Genomic DNA, 18,521 nt, shown 5'->3' on the forward strand with positions numbered 1-18,521 from the left:
CATTTTCAGACGCCTAATTGACTCGAAAGAATAGTGATAAGCCAGTTACTAACGTAACGGTTTTTTTACGTCTATAATTTGTGGCCAAATTGGTCGAATCAGTCGAGCGAGGCTTGATAAAATAAGCTGGATTTTTACGTAAGCAATTAGTTCTGTATCAGTTAATTTCGACTGATGTATCTCAGAGTATGTAGCGCCACTAATCGATACAACGTTTTAGATTGTGATCTTTTTTAGCGGTAATCATGCTAATTTGTTAGCTATTCCCTGCTACAATAACAATATATTTCTGAATACGATGCCTTTCTATCTATGCCTATTTTGCTTACTTCATTAAACACATTTGGCCTTAATCAGTATTGCGACTCTTTAGTTGAAGTGACTAGCAAAGAGGAGTTAATAAAGATAAGTTTTGAGTTGTATCAACAACAGAAGAACATGCTTATTCTCGGAGGAGGCAGTAACGTCGTATTTACTGACAATTTTCAGGGAACTGTGGTTAAAGTTAGCACCAAGGGCATTACGATTAATGAAGATGATGATTTTTATTATCTCACGGTTCAAGCCGGTGAAAATTGGCATCAATTAGTTAAATATTGCTTAACTAAACATATTTATGGTTTAGAAAATATGGCTCTGATCCCTGGAACTGTCGGCGCAGCGCCAATACAAAATATCGGTGCTTATGGTGTTGAGTTTAATCGTTATTGTCACAAGATTGAATTTTTACAACTCGATACTGGTAACTTGGTACATTATAATAACAAACAATGTCACTTTGGTTATCGTGAATCCATTTTTAAACAACAACTTAAAAACTTAGTTGTTATTACTGAGGTGACCCTAAAACTGGCTAAAAAGTGGGTGCCGGTGATAAGTTATGGACCTCTTCAACACTTAGACGCTATAGATGTATCGGCGCAACAAATATTTGATTGTGTTTGTATGGTTCGTCAATCTAAGCTGCCTGATCCTAAAATATTGGGTAATGTAGGAAGTTTTTTTAAGAACCCAGTTGTATCAACAGACGACTATGACTCACTTAAAAGTCGTTACGGATCCTTAGTGGGTTACCGACAGGTTGATAACCATTACAAACTTGCTGCAGGTTGGCTAATCGAACATGCTGGTTTAAAGGGCGTTAATATCGGTGGTGCAGCAGTCCATCAAGATCAAGCTTTGGTGTTAGTTAACCTAGGTTATGCAACTGGTAATGAAGTATGCCAATTAGCGAAACACATTATTCAGATGGTTTTTGATAAATTTGCGGTTACATTACAACCTGAGCCTAGGATTATTGGCTCTGTTGGGGAGATTGAAATAAAATGAATGAGCATTGGTCACGTAAACGCCAAATTTTAGCGTGTTTACATCATGAACGTTTTGTTTCTGGTGAGGTAATTGCGCAATCTTTATCGCTTACTCGCGCGGCAATTAATCAGCATATAGATGCATTAAAAGATTATGGTATCGAAATTTATAGTGTGAAAGGAAGAGGCTACAAATTAGCAAATCCAGTGTCGTTGGTAAATGAGTCTCATCTTGTTAATGGAATTGATGGCCGTTGTTTTTATTTTGATGAAACGACCAGTACTAATGCTTTTATGCTTGGACATGCCTCTGAATTAAAATCAGGGGATATTTGCATTGCTGAATATCAATCCGCTGGTCGAGGTCGAAGAGGGCGTCAGTGGTTGTCTCCTTATGCTCATCATATTTATGCTTCAATGTTTTGGCGTTTAAATAATGATATTAGTCATGCCAGTGGTTTAAGTTTAGTTGTTGGTTGTTCCATTGTTAAATCTCTAGCTGACTTTGGGGTTGAGGGGTTAGGGCTGAAATGGCCAAATGATATCTACCTTGATCATAAAAAATTGGCTGGAATTTTAGTTGAGGTTTGTAATTCATCCGCTAATAAAACAGAATTAGTCATTGGTTTTGGTATCAATATGAGTATGTCTGTAGAGCAGGGGGAGCTAATAGACCAGCCATGGAACGATCTGTCTAGTTTGGTGAATATGCCTGATAAAACGGAGCTATTAATTAAATTACATCAAACCCTTAAGGCTGATTTACAGCTGTTTGAGCAGAAAGGGTTGGGTGCATTCTTAAAACGTTGGAATGAATTTGATTTATTTATTGGCCGTGAAGTATCACTGCTAATGGCACCTAATTCAGTTAACGGTACTTGTCGAGGTATTGATGAACAAGGGGCTTTGTTGCTTGAAAACGAGCAAGGGCTTACACGTTATCTTGGCGGTGAAATTAGCCTTAGAGCAGTAATGTAGATGCCAGAAATGAGCCTAGGAATAGGCTCATATATTATTATTTTCTAAGTAAAACTCGGTCCATTAAATGGTTGGGGCCTTTTTGCAAAATGAGGTGGGCCCGCTCTCGTGTTGGTTGAATGTTTAATGATAAATTTGGGCCATTAATGGTATCCCAAATATTAGCAGCAATCACATTCGCTTCATCATCGGTTAAAGATGAATAGTGATGAAAAAATGAGTTTGGATCACTAAATGCACCAGTTCTAAATTGCAAAAACCGCTGTTTATACCAATCTTTTAACAACGACTCATCAGCATCGACGTAAATTGAAAAATCAACAAAATCTGATACAAATGGCCTTCTTGTGTCTATTGGGGTATCTAAACCCGTTTGCAGCACATTTAGCCCTTCTAAAATTAAAATATCAGGCTGACGGATGGCTTGATGCTCGTCGTGACATCTATCGTATGTAACATGTGAATAAAGCGGTGCAAGAATCTCTTTCTGTCCCGCTTTAACTGCCGAAATGAATTCTACCAACATTTTCATGTCGTAACTTTCAGGAAAACCTTTGCGTTGGAGCAACCCTTTACGTTTTAGGTCTGCCAAGGGATATAAAAAACCATCTGTGGTGACTAAATCAACTTTAGGATGCTCAGGCCAACGTTGCAATAACGTTTGTAATATACGCGCTGTGGTACTCTTACCAACGGCGACACTTCCTGCGATACTAATGATATAAGGACCAGGGGAAGCTTTTTGCTCCAGAAACTTATCAAGAACAAGTCCACGCTGTTGTTTTGAGCCGACAAATAAATTCAGTAAACGGCTGAGAGGAAGGTAAATGTCAGTGACTTCGTCTAAAGACAGCTTTTCATTCATACCACGCAGGTTTTCTAATTCAGCCTGACTCAATGTGAGCGGCACTGATTTACGTAATTCAGCCCAATGCTCGCGCTGAAAAGCAAAGTAGAGTGCATCTTGTATTGAGTTAATTGGATTCATAACCATTCCTCTAGGTTGGTCAGGCACATTACACTATCGAATAAATGGCGACAATAGTTTGCTCCTCATTTGTCTTCATCGCCCATTACATTTGCTTATAAATCACTCTTTCTAAGTGAAACGAGTGTAAAAAAACGTCATTTGAAACTTTTTTTTGGTTTTTTATCATTTTCCTATTGCACTCCGAGGCACATTTACCTAATATCCGAACCCGAAATGACACGCCGGCATAGCTCAGTTGGTAGAGCAACTGACTTGTAATCAGTAGGTCCCGAGTTCGACTCTTGGTGCCGGCACCATTTTTCTGGAGGGGTTCCCGAGTGGCCAAAGGGATCAGACTGTAAATCTGACGGCTCAGCCTTCGAAGGTTCGAATCCTTCTCCCTCCACCACTTTCTAGGTAGTTAGGTAGCCTAAAATAGGTTGCGCGGATGTCGTATAATGGTATTACTCCAGCCTTCCAAGCTGATAACGCGGGTTCGATTCCCGCCATCCGCTCCAAATTTGTTCGCTGATATGGCTCAGTTGGTAGAGCGCACCCTTGATGAGGGTGAGGTCGGCAGTACGAATCTGCCTATCAACATCCCATGTCATGAATAAACTTCCTAACCCTAAATAATCGATTCGATGTCATTTTTATGCATCGGATTTTTACTATATGTGTTTTCATCACCAAGATAATTGGACTGAGGCAATACCATGGCAAAAGCTAAATTTGAACGTAAAAAGCCCCATGTAAACGTGGGCACCATCGGTCACGTTGACCATGGTAAAACAACTTTAACAGCAGCAATCTCTGCCGTTTTGTCTAAAACTTATGGTGGTGAAGTTAAAAACTTCGCTCAAATCGATAACGCTCCAGAAGAGCGTGAGCGCGGTATTACAATTAATACTTCTCACATCGAATATGACACACCAATTCGTCACTACGCACACGTAGATTGTCCAGGTCACGCGGATTATGTTAAAAACATGATTACCGGTGCTGCACAGATGGACGGCGCAATCTTAGTAGTTGCTGCTACAGACGGCCCAATGCCACAGACACGTGAGCACATCTTGCTTTCACGTCAAGTAGGCGTACCTTTCATCATCGTATTCATGAACAAATGTGACATGGTAGATGACGAAGAATTACTAGAATTAGTAGAAATGGAAGTGCGTGAGCTTCTTTCAGAATACGACTTCCCAGGTGATGATTTACCAGTAATTCAAGGTTCAGCTCTTAAGGCACTAGAAGGCCAGCCAGAGTGGGAAGCAAAAATTCTTGAGCTTGCAGAAGCACTAGATACTTATATTCCAGAACCAGCTCGTGACATCGATAAGCCATTCCTACTACCAATCGAAGACGTATTCTCGATTTCAGGTCGTGGTACAGTGGTAACAGGTCGTGTTGAACGTGGTATCGTTCGCGTATCAGACGAAGTTGAAATTGTTGGTGTTCGTCCAACAACTAAAACAACGTGTACTGGTGTAGAAATGTTCCGCAAGCTACTTGACGAAGGTCGTGCTGGCGAAAACTGTGGTGTGTTATTACGTGGTACTAAGCGTGATGACGTAGAACGTGGTCAAGTACTAGCTAAGCCTGGTTCAATTAACCCACACACAACTTTCGAATCAGAAGTTTACGTGTTGTCAAAAGAAGAAGGCGGACGTCATACTCCATTCTTCAAAGGCTACCGTCCACAGTTCTTCTTCCGTACAACAGACGTAACAGGCACAATTGAGTTACCAGAAGGCGTAGAAATGGTTATGCCTGGTGATAACATCAAGATGGTCGTTACTCTGATTTACCCAATCGCGATGGACGACGGTTTACGTTTCGCTATCCGTGAAGGTGGCCGTACAGTTGGTGCAGGTGTTGTAGCTAAAATTATCGCGTAATAGCGAGTTTAGTGAACACTAAAAAAGGAAGCTTAGGCTTCCTTTTTTATTTTTAGGGTGAGGTTAGTAACAAAAATCGATTTTTGATTGATTTATTGCTCTTACTTTGCCTGTATTGTTGCGAATAAAGCTGAATAAGAATACAATCTATGGCCGATTTTTGACCCTGTGCTTATGCATTTTCTGGGAAAGTTCGGAAATGCGGATTTGGTAAATATGTTGTTTACCAAGCTAAGCCCAGGTCGTAGTGAGTAACGGAATTAACCGATGACAACAAATACTGAAAACCAGAGTAATTCTTTGGATATCGTTAAGTGGGGCATAGCTGCATTGCTAATTGCTACTGCTGTTATAGGCAATCAATTTTATGCAGATGCTAATGTTGTAGCTCGTGTTGCTGGGGTAATTATTGCCTTCGCTATTGCAGGCATCATTGCACTGCAGACAAGCAAGGGTAAGCAGGCACAATCTTTTGCTAGAGAAGCCCATATTGAAGTGCGTAAAGTCGTTTGGCCAACTCGCCAAGAGGCGCTAAACACTACCTTTATAGTACTTGCAGCTACTGCAGTAATGGCATTAATCCTTTGGGGATTAGATGCTATATTGTTACGAGTAGTCAATTTAATTACTGGCGTATAGGCATCTGAAAATGACTGAAGTTACAGAAGCGAAAAAAAGATGGTATGTGATCCAAGCCTTTTCGGGCTATGAAGGCCGTGTACTTAAAACACTGCTTGAACATATCAAAATGCACAATATGGAAGAATACTTTGGTGAGATTTTAGTTCCTACCGAAGAAGTTGTTGAAATGCGTGCAGGTCAACGTCGTAAGAGTGAGCGTAAGTTTTTCCCTGGTTATGTATTAGTCCAGATGGAAATGAACGACGATAGCTGGCACTTAGTCAAAAGTATTCCACGTGTAATGGGCTTTATTGGTGGTACATCAGATCGCCCTGCACCGATTTCTGACAAGGAAGCTGACGCTATTCTTCAACGCCTTCAAGACACTGTTGAATCACCAACTCATCGTATTATGTACGAGCCAGGTGAAGTTGTCCGTGTTTGTGACGGTCCATTTGCTGACTTTAACGGTACTATTGAAGAAGTCGATTATGAAAAGAACCGTATTAAAGTTTCGGTGATGATTTTCGGTCGTTCAACACCAGTAGAATTAGATTTTAATCAAGTTGAAAAAAGCTGATTAAAATAACTACAAAATAAACATTGTTTGCGGGTGCGTATTTTTATATAATTCGCACCCGTTGTTTTCAGGGGAGCGTATTGGCATGTCGCCAACATGCGTTTGAACCCAAATTGAGGAAATGTCGACATGGCAAAGAAAATTGAAGCTTATATTAAGCTACAAGTAGCAGCTGGCGCTGCAAACCCGTCTCCACCAGTTGGACCTGCTTTAGGTCAAAAAGGTGTGAACATCATGGAATTCTGTAAAGCATTCAACGCTCGTACTGAAAAGTTCGAAAAAGGTATGCCAATTCCTGTTGTTATCACTGTATATAATGACCGTTCTTTCACTTTTGAAACTAAGACTCCACCTGCATCTTTCTTACTGCTTAAAGCAGTTGGTCTGAAATCAGGTTCTGGCCGTCCTAATACTCAAAAAGTAGGTACTATCAAGCGTAGCGCAGTTCAGGAAATTGCTGAAACTAAAGCTGCTGATATGACTGGTGCTGATATTGAAGCGATGACTCGCTCAATTGAAGGTACTGCACGTTCAATGGGTTTGGTAGTAGAGGATTAATATAATGGCAAAGCTAACTAAGCGTGCTCGCGTTATCCGCGAAAAAGTTGATGCAACAAAATTGTATGACATCAACGAAGCCGTAGTACTTTTACAAGAATTAGCGACTGCTAAATTTGTTGAGAGTGTTGACGTAGCTGTTAATCTAGGTATCGATCCTCGTAAATCAGATCAAAACGTGCGTGGTGCTACTGTACTTCCACATGGTACTGGTCGTGATGTTCGTGTTGCTGTATTCACACAAGGTGCAAACGCTGAAGCTGCTATCGCTGCTGGCGCTGAACTAGTGGGTATGGAAGATTTAGCTGAAAAAGTTAAAGCTGGCGAAATGAACTTTGACGTTGTTATCGCATCTCCAGATGCAATGCGCGTTGTTGGTATGTTAGGTCAAATCTTAGGCCCACGTGGTTTAATGCCTAACCCTAAAACTGGTACAGTAACGCCAAACGTTGCTGAAGCAGTTAAGAATGCCAAAGCGGGTCAAGTTCGTTACAGAAACGACAAAAACGGTATTATTCATACAACTATCGGTAAAGTAACTTTTACAACTGAGCAGTTGAGAGAAAACTTAGAATCGTTAGTGTCAGCACTGAAAAAGGCTAAGCCTGCAGTTGCTAAAGGCATTTACGTGAAAAAGATTAGCATCTCTACCACTATGGGTGCAGGTGTTGCTATCGACCAGAGTTCTCTGGAAGAAGCGAAGTAATATACAAAGCGCGCGTATTAGTCTATAATGCGCGCACTTTGTGGGTTGAAGCCGCTTTTATGCATTAGTTTTTAAATTTTTGTATATTAGAGTCGGTTTCCGTCCAAGACCGCAGGTGTTAATCGTAAGATTAACTTAATTTCCAGCGTAGACGGTGTCAGGCCCCAGCTAAATTTTTTTACTGGAAAATCTGCACCGTAAGTAATTAAACACATAAGTGTTTAATTTGGTAAATACTAGGGAAAATTCCCTAGGTAGAATCCAGGAGTAAAGCCAATGGCATTAAGACTCGAAGACAAACAGGCAATTGTTGCTGAAGTCAACGAAGCTGCCAAAGGTGCACTTTCTGCAGTTGTTGCCGATTCACGTGGCGTAACTGTAGGTGCTATGACCGGTCTGCGTAAAGCTGCTCGCGAAAATGGTGTGTTTGTACGTGTAGTACGTAACACCCTTGCTCGTCGTGCAGTTCAAGGTACAGCTTTTGAGTGCCTAGCAGAAACGTTCACTGGCCCAACTTTAATAGCTTTCTCTAACGAGCATCCAGGTGCTGCAGCGCGTCTTTTAAAAGACTTCGCTAAGGGTCAAGCAAAATTTGAAGTTAAAGGTGCAGCTTTCGAAGGGATGTTTATCCCTGCAGCTGATATTGATCGTTTAGCGAAACTACCAACATACGAAGAAGCACTAGCTCAGTTGATGATGACTATGAAAGAAGCATCTGCTGGCAAGTTCGTTCGTACATTGGCCGCCCTTCGCGATCAAAAACAAGACGCCGCTTAATTTTAGGCTGGCAGCTTAATAAAATTGAATTCAGAACAATAGGAAATATTTCTAATGTCTATCACTAAAGACCAAATGTTAGAAGCTTTTGCAGCAATGTCTGTAATGGAAGTAGTTGAACTAATCGAAGCTATGGAAGAGAAATTCGGCGTTTCTGCTGCTGCTGCAGTAGTTTCAGGCGGCGGCGATGCTGTTGTTGCTGAAGAGCAAACAGAATTTGACGTAGTACTTACTTCATTCGGCGAAAACAAAGTAGCTGTTATTAAAGCTCTTCGTAGCGCTACAGGTTTAGGCCTGAAAGAAGCTAAGACTATGGCTGAATCTTCTCCAATCGCAGTTAAAGAAGCTGTGTCTAAAGAAGAAGCTGCAACTCTTAAAGCTGATCTAGAAGCCGCTGGTGCTTCTGTTGAAGTTAAGTAAGCTATAATTTAGCTTGCATCACCCAAGTGATTGGGTGAAGGCTGACGGTTTTTTAACCGTTGGCCTTTTTTGCGCTTTATGCGCAGGCGATTTTTTTCACCTTTTGTCGCCAGTTTTAACAGTCCCTAGCAGAGATTACTGGTTAGGTTCTTGTCAACAAGGGTGATAGGCAAACGTGCTGATTTAATTAATATTAATTTCAGTCTTGGTCACATCTCGTAAGCAGAGGAAACCCATGGTTTACTCCTATTCTGAAAAGAAGCGTATTCGCAAAGACTTTGGTAAGCGTCCAAAAGTTTTGGACATCCCTTATTTATTGTCTATCCAGTTAGACTCTTTTAAGAAGTTCACCGATCATGACCCTACGGGTGAGCGTGGCTTAGAAGCCGCATTCCGTAGCGTTTTTCCTATCAAGAGCTTTTCTGGCTATTCTGAGCTGCAATATGTCAGCTACAAGCTAGGTGAGCCAGTTTTTGATGTGAAAGAATGTCAGATCCGCGGTGTAACTTATTCGGCACCACTACGCGTTAAATTACGCATGGTGTTGTTTGACCGTGAAGCTGCTGCTGGCACTGTTAAAGACATTAAAGAGCAAGAAGTCTACATGGGTGATATTCCTATGATGACGAATAACGGTACTTTCGTTATTAACGGTACTGAGCGTGTAATCGTGTCTCAGTTACACCGTTCTCCAGGTGTGTTCTTTGATCATGACCGTGGTAAAACCCACTCTTCTGGTAAGGTACTGTATAACGCACGTATTATTCCTTACCGTGGTTCATGGCTTGACTTTGAATTTGATCCTAAAGATGCTCTATTCGTTCGTATCGACCGTCGTCGTAAATTACCGGCAACGATCATTTTACGTGCGCTTGAATATTCTACTCAAGATATCCTCGATTTATTCTTCGAGCGTATTGAGTTTAAGATTAAAAAAGAATCATTAGTCATGGCACTTGTGCCTGACCGCCTACGTGGTGAAACTGCTGGCTATGACATTAAAGATGCTGAAGGCGCTTTATTGGTTGAAGCTGGTCGTCGCATTACTGCACGTCACATTAAGCAACTTGAAAAAACCAACACTACTGAACTAGAAGTGCCAGTAGATTATATTGTTGGTAAGTATGCTGCTCAAGACTACATCGATGAAGATACCGGTGAAGTGTTAGTGACTGCAAACAGCGAGATTACCTTAGAAGATTTAGCTAAGCTATCACTTGCTGGTATTAAGAATATTGATACATTATTTATCAATGATCTTGATCACGGTGCTTACATTGCTGACACATTACGAATTGATTCAACAACTAACCGATTAGAAGCGCTAGTTGAGATCTATCGTATGATGCGTCCTGGTGAGCCACCAACCAAAGATGCAGCTGAAGGTTTATTCCAAAACCTATTCTTTAGTGAAGAACGTTATGACTTATCTAAAGTAGGTCGTATGAAGTTCAACCGTCGTCTTGAGATTGCTGAAGACGAAGGTAACGGTGTGTTGTCTAAAGAAGACATCGTATCTGTTATGAAGAAAATCATCGAAATCCGTAACGGTTATGATGAAGTCGACGATATTGACCACTTAGGTAACCGTCGTATTCGTAGCGTTGGTGAAATGGCTGAAAACCAGTTCCGTGTTGGTTTAGTCCGTGTTGAGCGTGCTGTTCGTGAACGTCTATCTTTAGGCGATTTAAACGAGCTTATGCCACAAGACTTAATTAACGCTAAGCCAATTTCTGCGGCAGTGAAAGAATTCTTTGGTTCTTCACAGTTGTCACAGTTTATGGATCAAAACAACCCGCTATCAGAAGTAACGCATAAGCGTCGTATTTCTGCGCTTGGCCCAGGTGGTTTGACTCGTGAGCGTGCTGGTTTCGAAGTTCGTGACGTACATCCAACTCACTACGGTCGTTTATGTCCAATTGAGACCCCTGAAGGTCCAAACATTGGTCTAATCAACTCGTTAGCAAGTTTTGCGCGTACTAACTCTTACGGCTTCTTAGAAACACCTTACCGCAAAGTGGTTGATGGTGTGATTACTGATGATGTTGAATACTTATCAGCAATCGAAGAAGGTCGTTACGTTATTGCTCAGGCTAACATCGAAGTTGATGCTGATGGCCGTATGGCAGAAGAACAAATTGCTTGTCGTCACAAAGGTGAATCTACCTTTATGCGTGCAGCTGATGTTCAGTATATGGACGTATCTCCACAACAGATTATTTCTGTTGCAGCATCATTAATTCCGTTCTTAGAACACGATGATGCTAACCGCGCATTGATGGGTGCAAACATGCAACGTCAAGCAGTACCAACTTTACGTGCTGATAAGCCGTTAGTCGGAACGGGTATTGAACGTACTCTTGCTGTTGACTCTGGTGTGGTTGTAGCTGCTAAACGTGGCGGTGTGGTTGATTATGTTGATGCTAGCCGTATCGTAGTTAAAGTAAATGAAGATGAGCTACACGCAGGTGAAGCCGGTATCGACATTTATAACCTAACTAAATATACCCGTTCAAACCAAAACACTTGTATTAACCAACGTCCTTGTTGTTCTGTTGGTGAGCCTGTGGTTCGTGGTGACGTATTGGCAGATGGTCCATCTACCGATTTAGGTGATTTGGCCCTTGGTCAGAACATGCGTATCGCGTTCATGCCTTGGAACGGTTATAACTTCGAAGATTCGATCTTAATTTCTGAGCGCGTAGCGCAAGAAGACCGTTTCACTACTATCCATATCCAAGAGCTTTCTTGTATTGCTCGTGATACTAAATTGGGTAGCGAAGAAATCACTGCTGATATTCCAAACGTAGGTGAGTCTGCTTTATCTAAACTAGATGAATCAGGTATCGTTTATATTGGTGCAGAAGTGAAGGGTGGCGACATTCTAGTGGGTAAAGTGACACCTAAGGGTGAAACACAGTTAACCCCTGAAGAGAAACTACTCCGAGCTATTTTTGGTGAAAAAGCGTCTGATGTTAAGGACAGCTCATTACGTGTTCCTAACTCAGTTAAAGGCACCATCATCGACGTACAGGTATTTACCCGTGACGGCGTTGAGAAAGACAAACGTGCGCTTGAAATTGAAGACATGCATGTTCGCCAAGCTCGTAAAGACTTAGGCGAAGAGTTCAAGATCCTTGAAGAAGGCGTATTGGGCCGTGCACGTAACTTGTTACTGTCTGTGGGTTATTCTGAAGCTAAGTTAGCTGAGATACCACGTAAAGACGTATTGATTCAAGTTATCGACGATGAAACCAAACAAACTGAATTAGAGCAGTTAGCTGAACAGCACGAAGAGCTAAAAGCTGACTTTGATAAGACATTTGAAATCAAGCGTCGTAAGATCACCCAAGGTGATGACTTGGCTCCTGGTGTATTGAAGATTGTTAAGGTTTACCTTGCAGTTAAACGTACTATCCAGCCTGGTGACAAGATGGCAGGTCGTCATGGTAACAAAGGTGTTATCTCGAAGATTTGTCCTGTTGAAGACATGCCATACGATGAAGAAGGTAACCCTGTAGACATCGTACTTAACCCATTGGGCGTACCATCGCGTATGAACATCGGTCAGGTACTTGAAGTCCACATGGGCGCAGCAGCTAAGGGTATCGGTAATAAGATTACTGCTATGCTTGAAGAGCAGCGTGAAATTGCCGAACTTCGTGGTTACATCAAGCAAGTGTACGAATTAGGTGATGACGTGCTTCAGCGCGTTGATATCGATTCGTTTACTGATGATGAAGTTGTGCGCTTGGCTACCAACCTTAAAGGTGGTATTCCAATTGCTACACCAGCATTCGACGGTGCTAAAGAGAAAGAGATCAAGCAAATGCTTGCTCTTGCAGGCTTACCTGAGTCTGGTCAGTTGACATTATGTGACGGCCGTACCGGTAACGAATTTGAGCGTAAAGTAACCGTTGGTTACATGTATATGCTTAAATTGAACCACTTAGTTGATGACAAGATGCATGCTCGTTCTACGGGTTCATACAGCTTAGTGACTCAACAACCATTGGGCGGTAAAGCTCAATTCGGTGGTCAGCGTTTCGGTGAGATGGAAGTGTGGGCACTTGAAGCATATGGTGCTGCTTATACTCTACAAGAAATGCTAACAGTTAAGTCAGATGACGTTAACGGTCGTACTCAGATGTATAAAAACATCGTCGACGGTAACCATCAGATGCAACCAGGCATGCCTGAGTCTTTCAACGTATTGTTGAAGGAAATTCGTTCACTTGGTATTAATATCGAGTTGGACCAAGAGTAAGCATCGCACTTAAGCAATGTTTGGTAACCAAGGGTGCTTTGCAGCAGCAAAGCACCTGGTTTAACTCCTTCAGGAGAGAAACGTGAAAGACTTATTAAAGTTTCTTAAACAGCAAAGTAAGACTGAAGAATTTAACGGTATAAAAATTGGTTTGGCCTCGCCAGACCTAATCCGTTCTTGGTCTTTTGGTGAAGTAAAGAAGCCAGAAACCATTAACTACCGTACATTCAAGCCTGAACGTGAAGGTTTGTTCTGTGCGCGTATCTTTGGTCCAGTTAAAGATTACGAATGTTTGTGTGGTAAATACAAGCGTTTGAAGCATCGTGGTGTTATTTGTGAAAAGTGTGGCGTAGAAGTTACCCAGACTAAAGTGCGTCGTGAGCGCATGGGTCACATTGATCTGGCTAGCCCAGTTGCCCACATTTGGTTCTTAAAATCACTTCCGTCACGTATCGGCTTAATGCTAGATATGACGTTACGTGATATTGAACGCGTACTGTATTTCGAATCATTTGTTGTGATCGAGCCTGGCATGACCACGCTTGAACGCGGCCAAATGCTAACCGAAGAAACGTATCTTGATGCGTTAGAAGAATACGGTGACGAGTTTGAAGCTAAGATGGGTGCTGAAGCAGTTCTTGAATTGCTACGTGCTATCAACTTAGCTGAACAGATCGAGCAAATGCGTGAAGAGTTGCCTTCAATTAACTCTGAAACCCGTCGCAAGAAGGTCACTAAGCGCCTTAAGCTGATGGAAGCATTCTTCACATCTGGCAACAAGCCAGAGTGGATGATCTTAAAAGTATTACCGGTTCTTCCACCTGATCTACGTCCATTAGTGCCGTTAGATGGTGGTCGTTTCGCGACATCTGATCTTAACGATCTTTATCGTCGTGTGATTAACCGTAACAACCGCTTAAAGCGTCTGTTAGATTTAGCTGCGCCTGACATTATCGTACGTAACGAAAAACGTATGTTACAAGAGTCAGTTGATGCGCTATTAGACAACGGTCGTCGCGGTCGTGCTATTACCGGTTCTAACAAGCGTCCGCTTAAATCTCTTGCTGATATGATCAAGGGTAAGCAAGGTCGTTTCCGTCAGAACTTACTTGGTAAGCGTGTTGACTATTCAGGCCGTTCGGTTATTACCGTAGGTCCTACTTTACGTCTGCATCAGTGTGGTCTTCCTAAGAAGATGGCGCTTGAGCTATTCAAACCATTCATTTACGGCAAATTAGAAGCGCGTGGTTTAGCGACTACTATTAAAGCTGCTAAGAAAATGGTTGAACGCGAACAGGCTGAAGTATGGGATGTGTTAGACGAAGTAATTCGTGAACATCCAGTCATGCTTAACCGTGCACCAACACTTCACAGACTGGGTATTCAAGCATTTGAACCTGTACTGATTGAAGGTAAAGCAATTCAATTGCATCCGTTAGTTTGTGCGGCATACAACGCCGACTTCGACGGTGACCAAATGGCGGTTCACGTACCATTAACGCTTGAAGCTCAGTTAGAAGCTCGTGCGCTAATGATGTCTACCAACAACATTTTGTCACCAGCTAACGGTGAGCCAGTAATTACTCCGTCTCAGGACGTTGTATTAGGCTTGTACTACACCAGCCGTGAATGTATTAACGGTCGCGGTGAAGGTATGGCATTCGCTGATGTGTCAGAAGTAGAAAAAGCTTACGCTACTGGTGTTGCTGAACTACATGCTCGCGTTAAAGTGCGTATTACTGAAACGAACATCGCAGAAGATGGCGAAAGAACGAAAGCAACTCGTATCATTGATACGACTGTGGGTCGTGCTCTTTTATCATTAATTTTGCCTGAAGGCTTATCGTATGATTTGGTTAACCAAAACATGGGTAAGAAACAGATTTCTAAGCTGTTGAACACTTGTTATCGTCAACTAGGTCTTAAAGATACCGTTATCTTTGCTGACCAATTGATGTATACAGGTTTCCGTTTTGCAACCATTTCTGGTGCCTCTGTTGGTATCGATGACATGGTTATTCCAGACGAGAAATACACCTTAGTAGCAGACGCTGAAGCTGAAGTACTTGAAATTCAAGAGCAGTTCCAGTCAGGTCTTGTTACTGCCGGTGAGCGTTACAACAAAGTTATCGATATCTGGGCAAGCGCGAACGAAAAAGTTTCAAAAGCGATGATGGAAAACCTGTCAACTGAGACAGTGATTAACCGTGATGGCGTACCTGAGCAACAAGCTTCGTTTAACAGCATCTATATGATGGCTGACTCGGGCGCTCGTGGTAGTGCTGCACAGATCCGTCAGTTAGCGGGTATGCGTGGTTTGATGGCTAAGCCAGATGGCTCAATCATCGAAACCCCAATTACGGCTAACTTCCGTGAAGGTCTAAACGTACTTCAGTACTTTATTTCTACTCACGGTGCGCGTAAAGGTCTTGCCGATACAGCATTGAAGACAGCTAACTCGGGTTATCTAACTCGTCGTTTAGTAGACGTTGCACAAGACTTAGTGGTTATCGAAGATGACTGTGGTGTTGAGCATGGTCTTACAATGAAACCGCTTATTGAAGGTGGTGATGTTGTTGAGCCATTACGTGAACGTGTTCTAGGTCGTGTGGTTGCTCTTGACGTAATGAAGCCTGGTACTGATGAAGTGCTTGCTCCACGCAACACACTTCTTGATGAAGCATGGTGTAATACGTTAGAAGAACACAGTATTGATGAAGTGATTGTACGTTCTGTAATTACCTGTGACACAGACTTCGGTGTGTGTGCAGCGTGTTATGGTCGTGACTTGGCGCGTGGTCATATTATTAACCACGGTGAAGCTATTGGTGTTGTTGCAGCACAGTCTATCGGTGAGCCTGGTACACAGTTAACCATGCGTACCTTCCACATTGGTGGTGCGGCATCTCGAGCTTCTGCAGAAAACAACGTTCAAGTTAAGAACGCCGGTTCTCTGAAGTTACACAATGCTAAGCATGTTTCTAACATCGACGGTAAGCTCGTTATCGTATCGCGTTCTTCTGAGTTAGCCATCATCGATGAGCTAGGTCGTGAGAAAGAGCGTTATAAAGTGCCTTACGGTACAGTTTTAGAGAAATTGGAAGAGAGTGAAGTTGCAGCTGGCGAAATCATCGCTAACTGGGATCCACATACTCACCCAATTATTTCTGAAGTTGCTGGTAGTGTGAAGTTCGTTGACATGATTGACGGTGTCACTATGACGCGTCAAACAGATGAGTTAACGGGTCTATCTTCTGTCGTTGTGCTCGATGTTGGTGCGCGTACTTCAGCCGGTAAAGAATTGCGTCCAGCAATTCGCTTAGTTGATGCCGATGGTAATGACTTAATGATCCCTGGTACTGAAGTACCAGCTCAATACTTCTTACCGGGTAACGCGATTGTATCGAAAGATGATAACGCGAAAATCAACGTTGGTGACCCATTAGCACGTATTCCACAAGAATCGTCTAAAACTCGCGACATCACCGGTGGTCTACCACGTGTTGCTGACTTATTCGAAGCGCGTAAACCAAAAGAGCCTGCAATTCTTGCAGAAATCTCTGGTACTATCTCGTTCGGTAAGGAAACTAAGGGTAAACGTCGTCTAGTGATCACTCCTGCAGATGGTAGTGAACATTATGAAGAGATGATCCCTAAGTGGCGTAACTTGAACGTGTTCGAAGGTGAAAAAGTCGAACGTGGTGAAGTTATTGCAGACGGTCCAGAAGCGGCTCATGACATCTTGCGTCTTCGTGGTATCCACAACGTAGCAAACTACATTGTGAACGAAGTACAGGACGTTTACCGTCTACAGGGCGTTAAGATCAACGATAAGCACATCGAAGTTATCATTCGTCAAATGTTACGTAAGTGTCTAATCACTTCAACAGGCGACACTGAGTTCTTAGAAGGTGAGCAAGCAGAAGTATCACGCGTGAAGATTGCTAACCGTGAGCTAATCGCTCAAGGTAAAACACCTGCAACGTTTGAACGTGAATTACTCGGTATTACCAAAGCTTCTTTGGCAACTGAATCATTCATCTCTGCTGCATCGTTCCAGGAAACCACTCGTGTGTTAACTGAAGCGGCCGTTGGCGGTAAGAGCGATCCATTACGTGGTTTGAAAGAAAACGTAATCGTAGGTCGTTTGATCCCAGCAGGTACAGGTTATGCTTATCACAAAACCCGTAACGAAGAACGTGCTAAAGTATTAAGCTCTCGTGGCAAAGTGGAAACTACTACAGTAACCGCAAGCGAAGCTGAAAAGAACCTAGCAGATCTACTAAATCTGGCCGGTAGCCAAGATTAAGTTAGTATTTTGTTAAAAAAAGGCGCCAATGGCGCCTTTTTTATTGGAATTTGCACGAAAAGTTGTCTATTTCTTGACAGGCAGCCATTACCTTTCTAAAATTCCGCGTCCCAACATTGTGGGATATAGATTTTTCACACCTAATTGTTGAGCTTAAATCAACTTTCGGAGCTATACATGGCAACTGTTAACCAGTTGGTACGTAAGCCACGCTCGCCAAAAGTCGAAAAGACTAATGTGCCTGCGTTGAATGCGTGTCCACAAAAACGTGGTGTTTGTACTCGTGTGTACACTACAACACCTAAAAAACCTAACTCTGCACTACGTAAAGTAGCTCGTGTGCGTCTAACTAACGGTTTCGAAGTAACTTCGTATATCGGTGGTGAAGGCCATAACTTGCAAGAGCACAGTGTAATCCTAATCCGTGGTGGTCGTGTTAAAGACTTACCTGGTGTGCGTTACCACACTGTTCGTGGCGCATTAGACTGTGCTGGCGTGACTTCACGTCGCCAAGGCCGTTCTAAGTACGGTGCTAAGCGTCCTAAGTCTTAACGTATCCCGTTTAAGTAAGGCCAAGCTAGTATTTATTTGACATTCCAGTTTTGGAAATACCTGAAGCATACGGAGAATTAATATGCCAAGACGTCGCGTTGTAGGACAACGTAAAATCCTACCAGATCCAAAGTTTCACAGTGAGTTGTTGGCTAAGTTCATCAACGTCATTATGCAGGACGGCAAAAAGTCGACTGCAGAAAAAATTATCTACAAGGCACTAGATGTTGTCGCTGAAAAGAAAAGCGAAAATCATTTAAGTATCCTTGAAGCAGCCCTTGATAACGTTCGCCCATCAGTCGAAGTTAAATCTCGTCGTGTTGGTGGTTCTACTTATCAAGTACCATGTGAAGTTCGTCCAGTGCGTCGTAACGCACTAGCGATGCGCTGGTTAGTTGAAGCTGCTCGCAAGCGTGGTGAAAAATCTATGGCTCTACGTCTAGCAGGTGAAATGCTAGATGCGTCTGAAAACAAAGGTACTGCGGTTAAGAAGCGTGAAGACGTGCATCGCATGGCTGAAGCTAACAAAGCCTTTGCCCATTACCGTTGGTAATATGATGGAGCGGACTTCG

At 42.5% G+C, this 18,521-nt stretch carries 14 protein-coding genes and 4 tRNA genes; 17 read left to right on the forward strand and 1 reads right to left on the reverse strand.

The window, feature by feature from the left end:
- Positions 1-312: 312 nt before the first annotated feature.
- Complete coding sequence (gene murB / locus HNW13_RS22850) at positions 313-1,329, forward strand: UDP-N-acetylmuramate dehydrogenase (RefSeq protein ID WP_192116506.1); 1,017 nt, start codon at positions 313-315, stop codon at positions 1,327-1,329.
- On the forward strand, positions 1,326-2,288 hold the full coding sequence (gene birA / locus HNW13_RS22855) for a bifunctional biotin--[acetyl-CoA-carboxylase] ligase/biotin operon repressor BirA (RefSeq protein ID WP_192116507.1): 963 nt from the start codon (positions 1,326-1,328) through the stop codon (positions 2,286-2,288). The genes murB and birA overlap by 4 nt, the downstream gene beginning before the upstream one ends.
- A gap of 37 nt (positions 2,289-2,325) precedes the next feature.
- On the opposite strand, the gene coaA is transcribed toward birA, so the two are convergent.
- Positions 2,326-3,276: a type I pantothenate kinase gene (gene coaA, locus HNW13_RS22860; RefSeq protein WP_101084798.1), complete on the reverse strand. Its 951-nt coding sequence runs from the start codon at positions 3,274-3,276 to the stop codon at positions 2,326-2,328.
- Positions 3,277-3,499: 223 nt separating this feature from the next.
- On the opposite strand from coaA, the gene HNW13_RS22865 reads away from it, so the two are divergent.
- The 15 genes from HNW13_RS22865 to rpsG all read left to right on the forward strand — a co-directional run bounded on the left by HNW13_RS22865 (position 3,500) and on the right by rpsG (position 18,502).
- Positions 3,500-3,575: transfer RNA gene (locus HNW13_RS22865), tRNA-Thr, on the forward strand.
- Between the two features lie 7 nt (positions 3,576-3,582).
- A tRNA-Tyr gene (locus tag HNW13_RS22870) sits at positions 3,583-3,667 on the forward strand.
- A 35-nt stretch (positions 3,668-3,702) separates the two neighbouring features.
- Positions 3,703-3,776: transfer RNA gene (locus HNW13_RS22875), tRNA-Gly, on the forward strand.
- Positions 3,777-3,785: 9 nt separating this feature from the next.
- Positions 3,786-3,858, forward strand: a tRNA-Ile gene (locus HNW13_RS22880).
- A 116-nt stretch (positions 3,859-3,974) separates the two neighbouring features.
- Positions 3,975-5,159: an elongation factor Tu gene (gene tuf / locus HNW13_RS22885; protein ID WP_101084799.1), complete on the forward strand. Its 1,185-nt coding sequence runs from the start codon at positions 3,975-3,977 to the stop codon at positions 5,157-5,159.
- A gap of 267 nt (positions 5,160-5,426) precedes the next feature.
- The gene (gene secE, locus HNW13_RS22890) at positions 5,427-5,798 is read left to right on the forward strand and encodes a preprotein translocase subunit SecE (RefSeq protein WP_011635627.1); all 372 of its coding nucleotides are present in this window, start codon (positions 5,427-5,429) and stop codon (positions 5,796-5,798) included.
- 10 nt (positions 5,799-5,808) lie between these two features.
- Positions 5,809-6,360: a transcription termination/antitermination protein NusG gene (gene nusG, locus HNW13_RS22895; protein WP_011635628.1), complete on the forward strand. Its 552-nt coding sequence runs from the start codon at positions 5,809-5,811 to the stop codon at positions 6,358-6,360.
- 129 nt (positions 6,361-6,489) lie between these two features.
- Positions 6,490-6,918, forward strand: coding sequence for a 50S ribosomal protein L11 (gene rplK / locus HNW13_RS22900; RefSeq protein ID WP_011635629.1), 429 nt, complete (start codon positions 6,490-6,492; stop codon positions 6,916-6,918).
- Positions 6,919-6,922: 4 nt separating this feature from the next.
- The gene (gene rplA, locus HNW13_RS22905) at positions 6,923-7,624 is read left to right on the forward strand and encodes a 50S ribosomal protein L1 (RefSeq protein ID WP_059746618.1); all 702 of its coding nucleotides are present in this window, start codon (positions 6,923-6,925) and stop codon (positions 7,622-7,624) included.
- 276 nt (positions 7,625-7,900) lie between these two features.
- Complete coding sequence (rplJ, locus tag HNW13_RS22910; RefSeq protein ID WP_011635631.1) at positions 7,901-8,401, forward strand: 50S ribosomal protein L10; 501 nt, start codon at positions 7,901-7,903, stop codon at positions 8,399-8,401.
- A 54-nt stretch (positions 8,402-8,455) separates the two neighbouring features.
- On the forward strand, positions 8,456-8,821 hold the full coding sequence (rplL, locus tag HNW13_RS22915; protein ID WP_101084800.1) for a 50S ribosomal protein L7/L12: 366 nt from the start codon (positions 8,456-8,458) through the stop codon (positions 8,819-8,821).
- A gap of 235 nt (positions 8,822-9,056) precedes the next feature.
- Positions 9,057-13,088: a DNA-directed RNA polymerase subunit beta gene (gene rpoB / locus HNW13_RS22920; RefSeq protein ID WP_101084801.1), complete on the forward strand. Its 4,032-nt coding sequence runs from the start codon at positions 9,057-9,059 to the stop codon at positions 13,086-13,088.
- 82 nt (positions 13,089-13,170) lie between these two features.
- Positions 13,171-17,397 (forward strand): DNA-directed RNA polymerase subunit beta', encoded by a 4,227-nt coding sequence (gene rpoC / locus HNW13_RS22925; RefSeq protein WP_101084802.1) that lies wholly within the window; start codon positions 13,171-13,173, stop codon positions 17,395-17,397.
- Between the two features lie 177 nt (positions 17,398-17,574).
- Positions 17,575-17,949 (forward strand): 30S ribosomal protein S12, encoded by a 375-nt coding sequence (gene rpsL, locus HNW13_RS22930; RefSeq protein WP_059746616.1) that lies wholly within the window; start codon positions 17,575-17,577, stop codon positions 17,947-17,949.
- A gap of 82 nt (positions 17,950-18,031) precedes the next feature.
- On the forward strand, positions 18,032-18,502 hold the full coding sequence (gene rpsG, locus HNW13_RS22935; protein WP_011635636.1) for a 30S ribosomal protein S7: 471 nt from the start codon (positions 18,032-18,034) through the stop codon (positions 18,500-18,502).
- The last annotated feature ends 19 nt before the right edge of the window (positions 18,503-18,521 follow it).

The sequence above is a fragment of the Shewanella sp. BF02_Schw genome (genome assembly GCF_014596695.2).
Lineage (GTDB): Bacteria > Pseudomonadota > Gammaproteobacteria > Enterobacterales > Shewanellaceae > Shewanella.

Coding starts and splice junctions, on each gene's coding strand:
- murB (WP_192116506.1), top strand. CDS start 313: ATGCCTATTTTGCTTACTTCATTAAACACATTTGGCCTTAATCAGTAT.
- birA (WP_192116507.1), top strand. CDS start 1,326: ATGAATGAGCATTGGTCACGTAAACGCCAAATTTTAGCGTGTTTACAT.
- coaA (WP_101084798.1), bottom strand. CDS start 3,276: ATGAATCCAATTAACTCAATACAAGATGCACTCTACTTTGCTTTTCAG.
- tuf (WP_101084799.1), top strand. CDS start 3,975: ATGGCAAAAGCTAAATTTGAACGTAAAAAGCCCCATGTAAACGTGGGC.
- secE (WP_011635627.1), top strand. CDS start 5,427: ATGACAACAAATACTGAAAACCAGAGTAATTCTTTGGATATCGTTAAG.
- nusG (WP_011635628.1), top strand. CDS start 5,809: ATGACTGAAGTTACAGAAGCGAAAAAAAGATGGTATGTGATCCAAGCC.
- rplK (WP_011635629.1), top strand. CDS start 6,490: ATGGCAAAGAAAATTGAAGCTTATATTAAGCTACAAGTAGCAGCTGGC.
- rplA (WP_059746618.1), top strand. CDS start 6,923: ATGGCAAAGCTAACTAAGCGTGCTCGCGTTATCCGCGAAAAAGTTGAT.
- rplJ (WP_011635631.1), top strand. CDS start 7,901: ATGGCATTAAGACTCGAAGACAAACAGGCAATTGTTGCTGAAGTCAAC.
- rplL (WP_101084800.1), top strand. CDS start 8,456: ATGTCTATCACTAAAGACCAAATGTTAGAAGCTTTTGCAGCAATGTCT.
- rpoB (WP_101084801.1), top strand. CDS start 9,057: ATGGTTTACTCCTATTCTGAAAAGAAGCGTATTCGCAAAGACTTTGGT.
- rpsL (WP_059746616.1), top strand. CDS start 17,575: ATGGCAACTGTTAACCAGTTGGTACGTAAGCCACGCTCGCCAAAAGTC.
- rpsG (WP_011635636.1), top strand. CDS start 18,032: ATGCCAAGACGTCGCGTTGTAGGACAACGTAAAATCCTACCAGATCCA.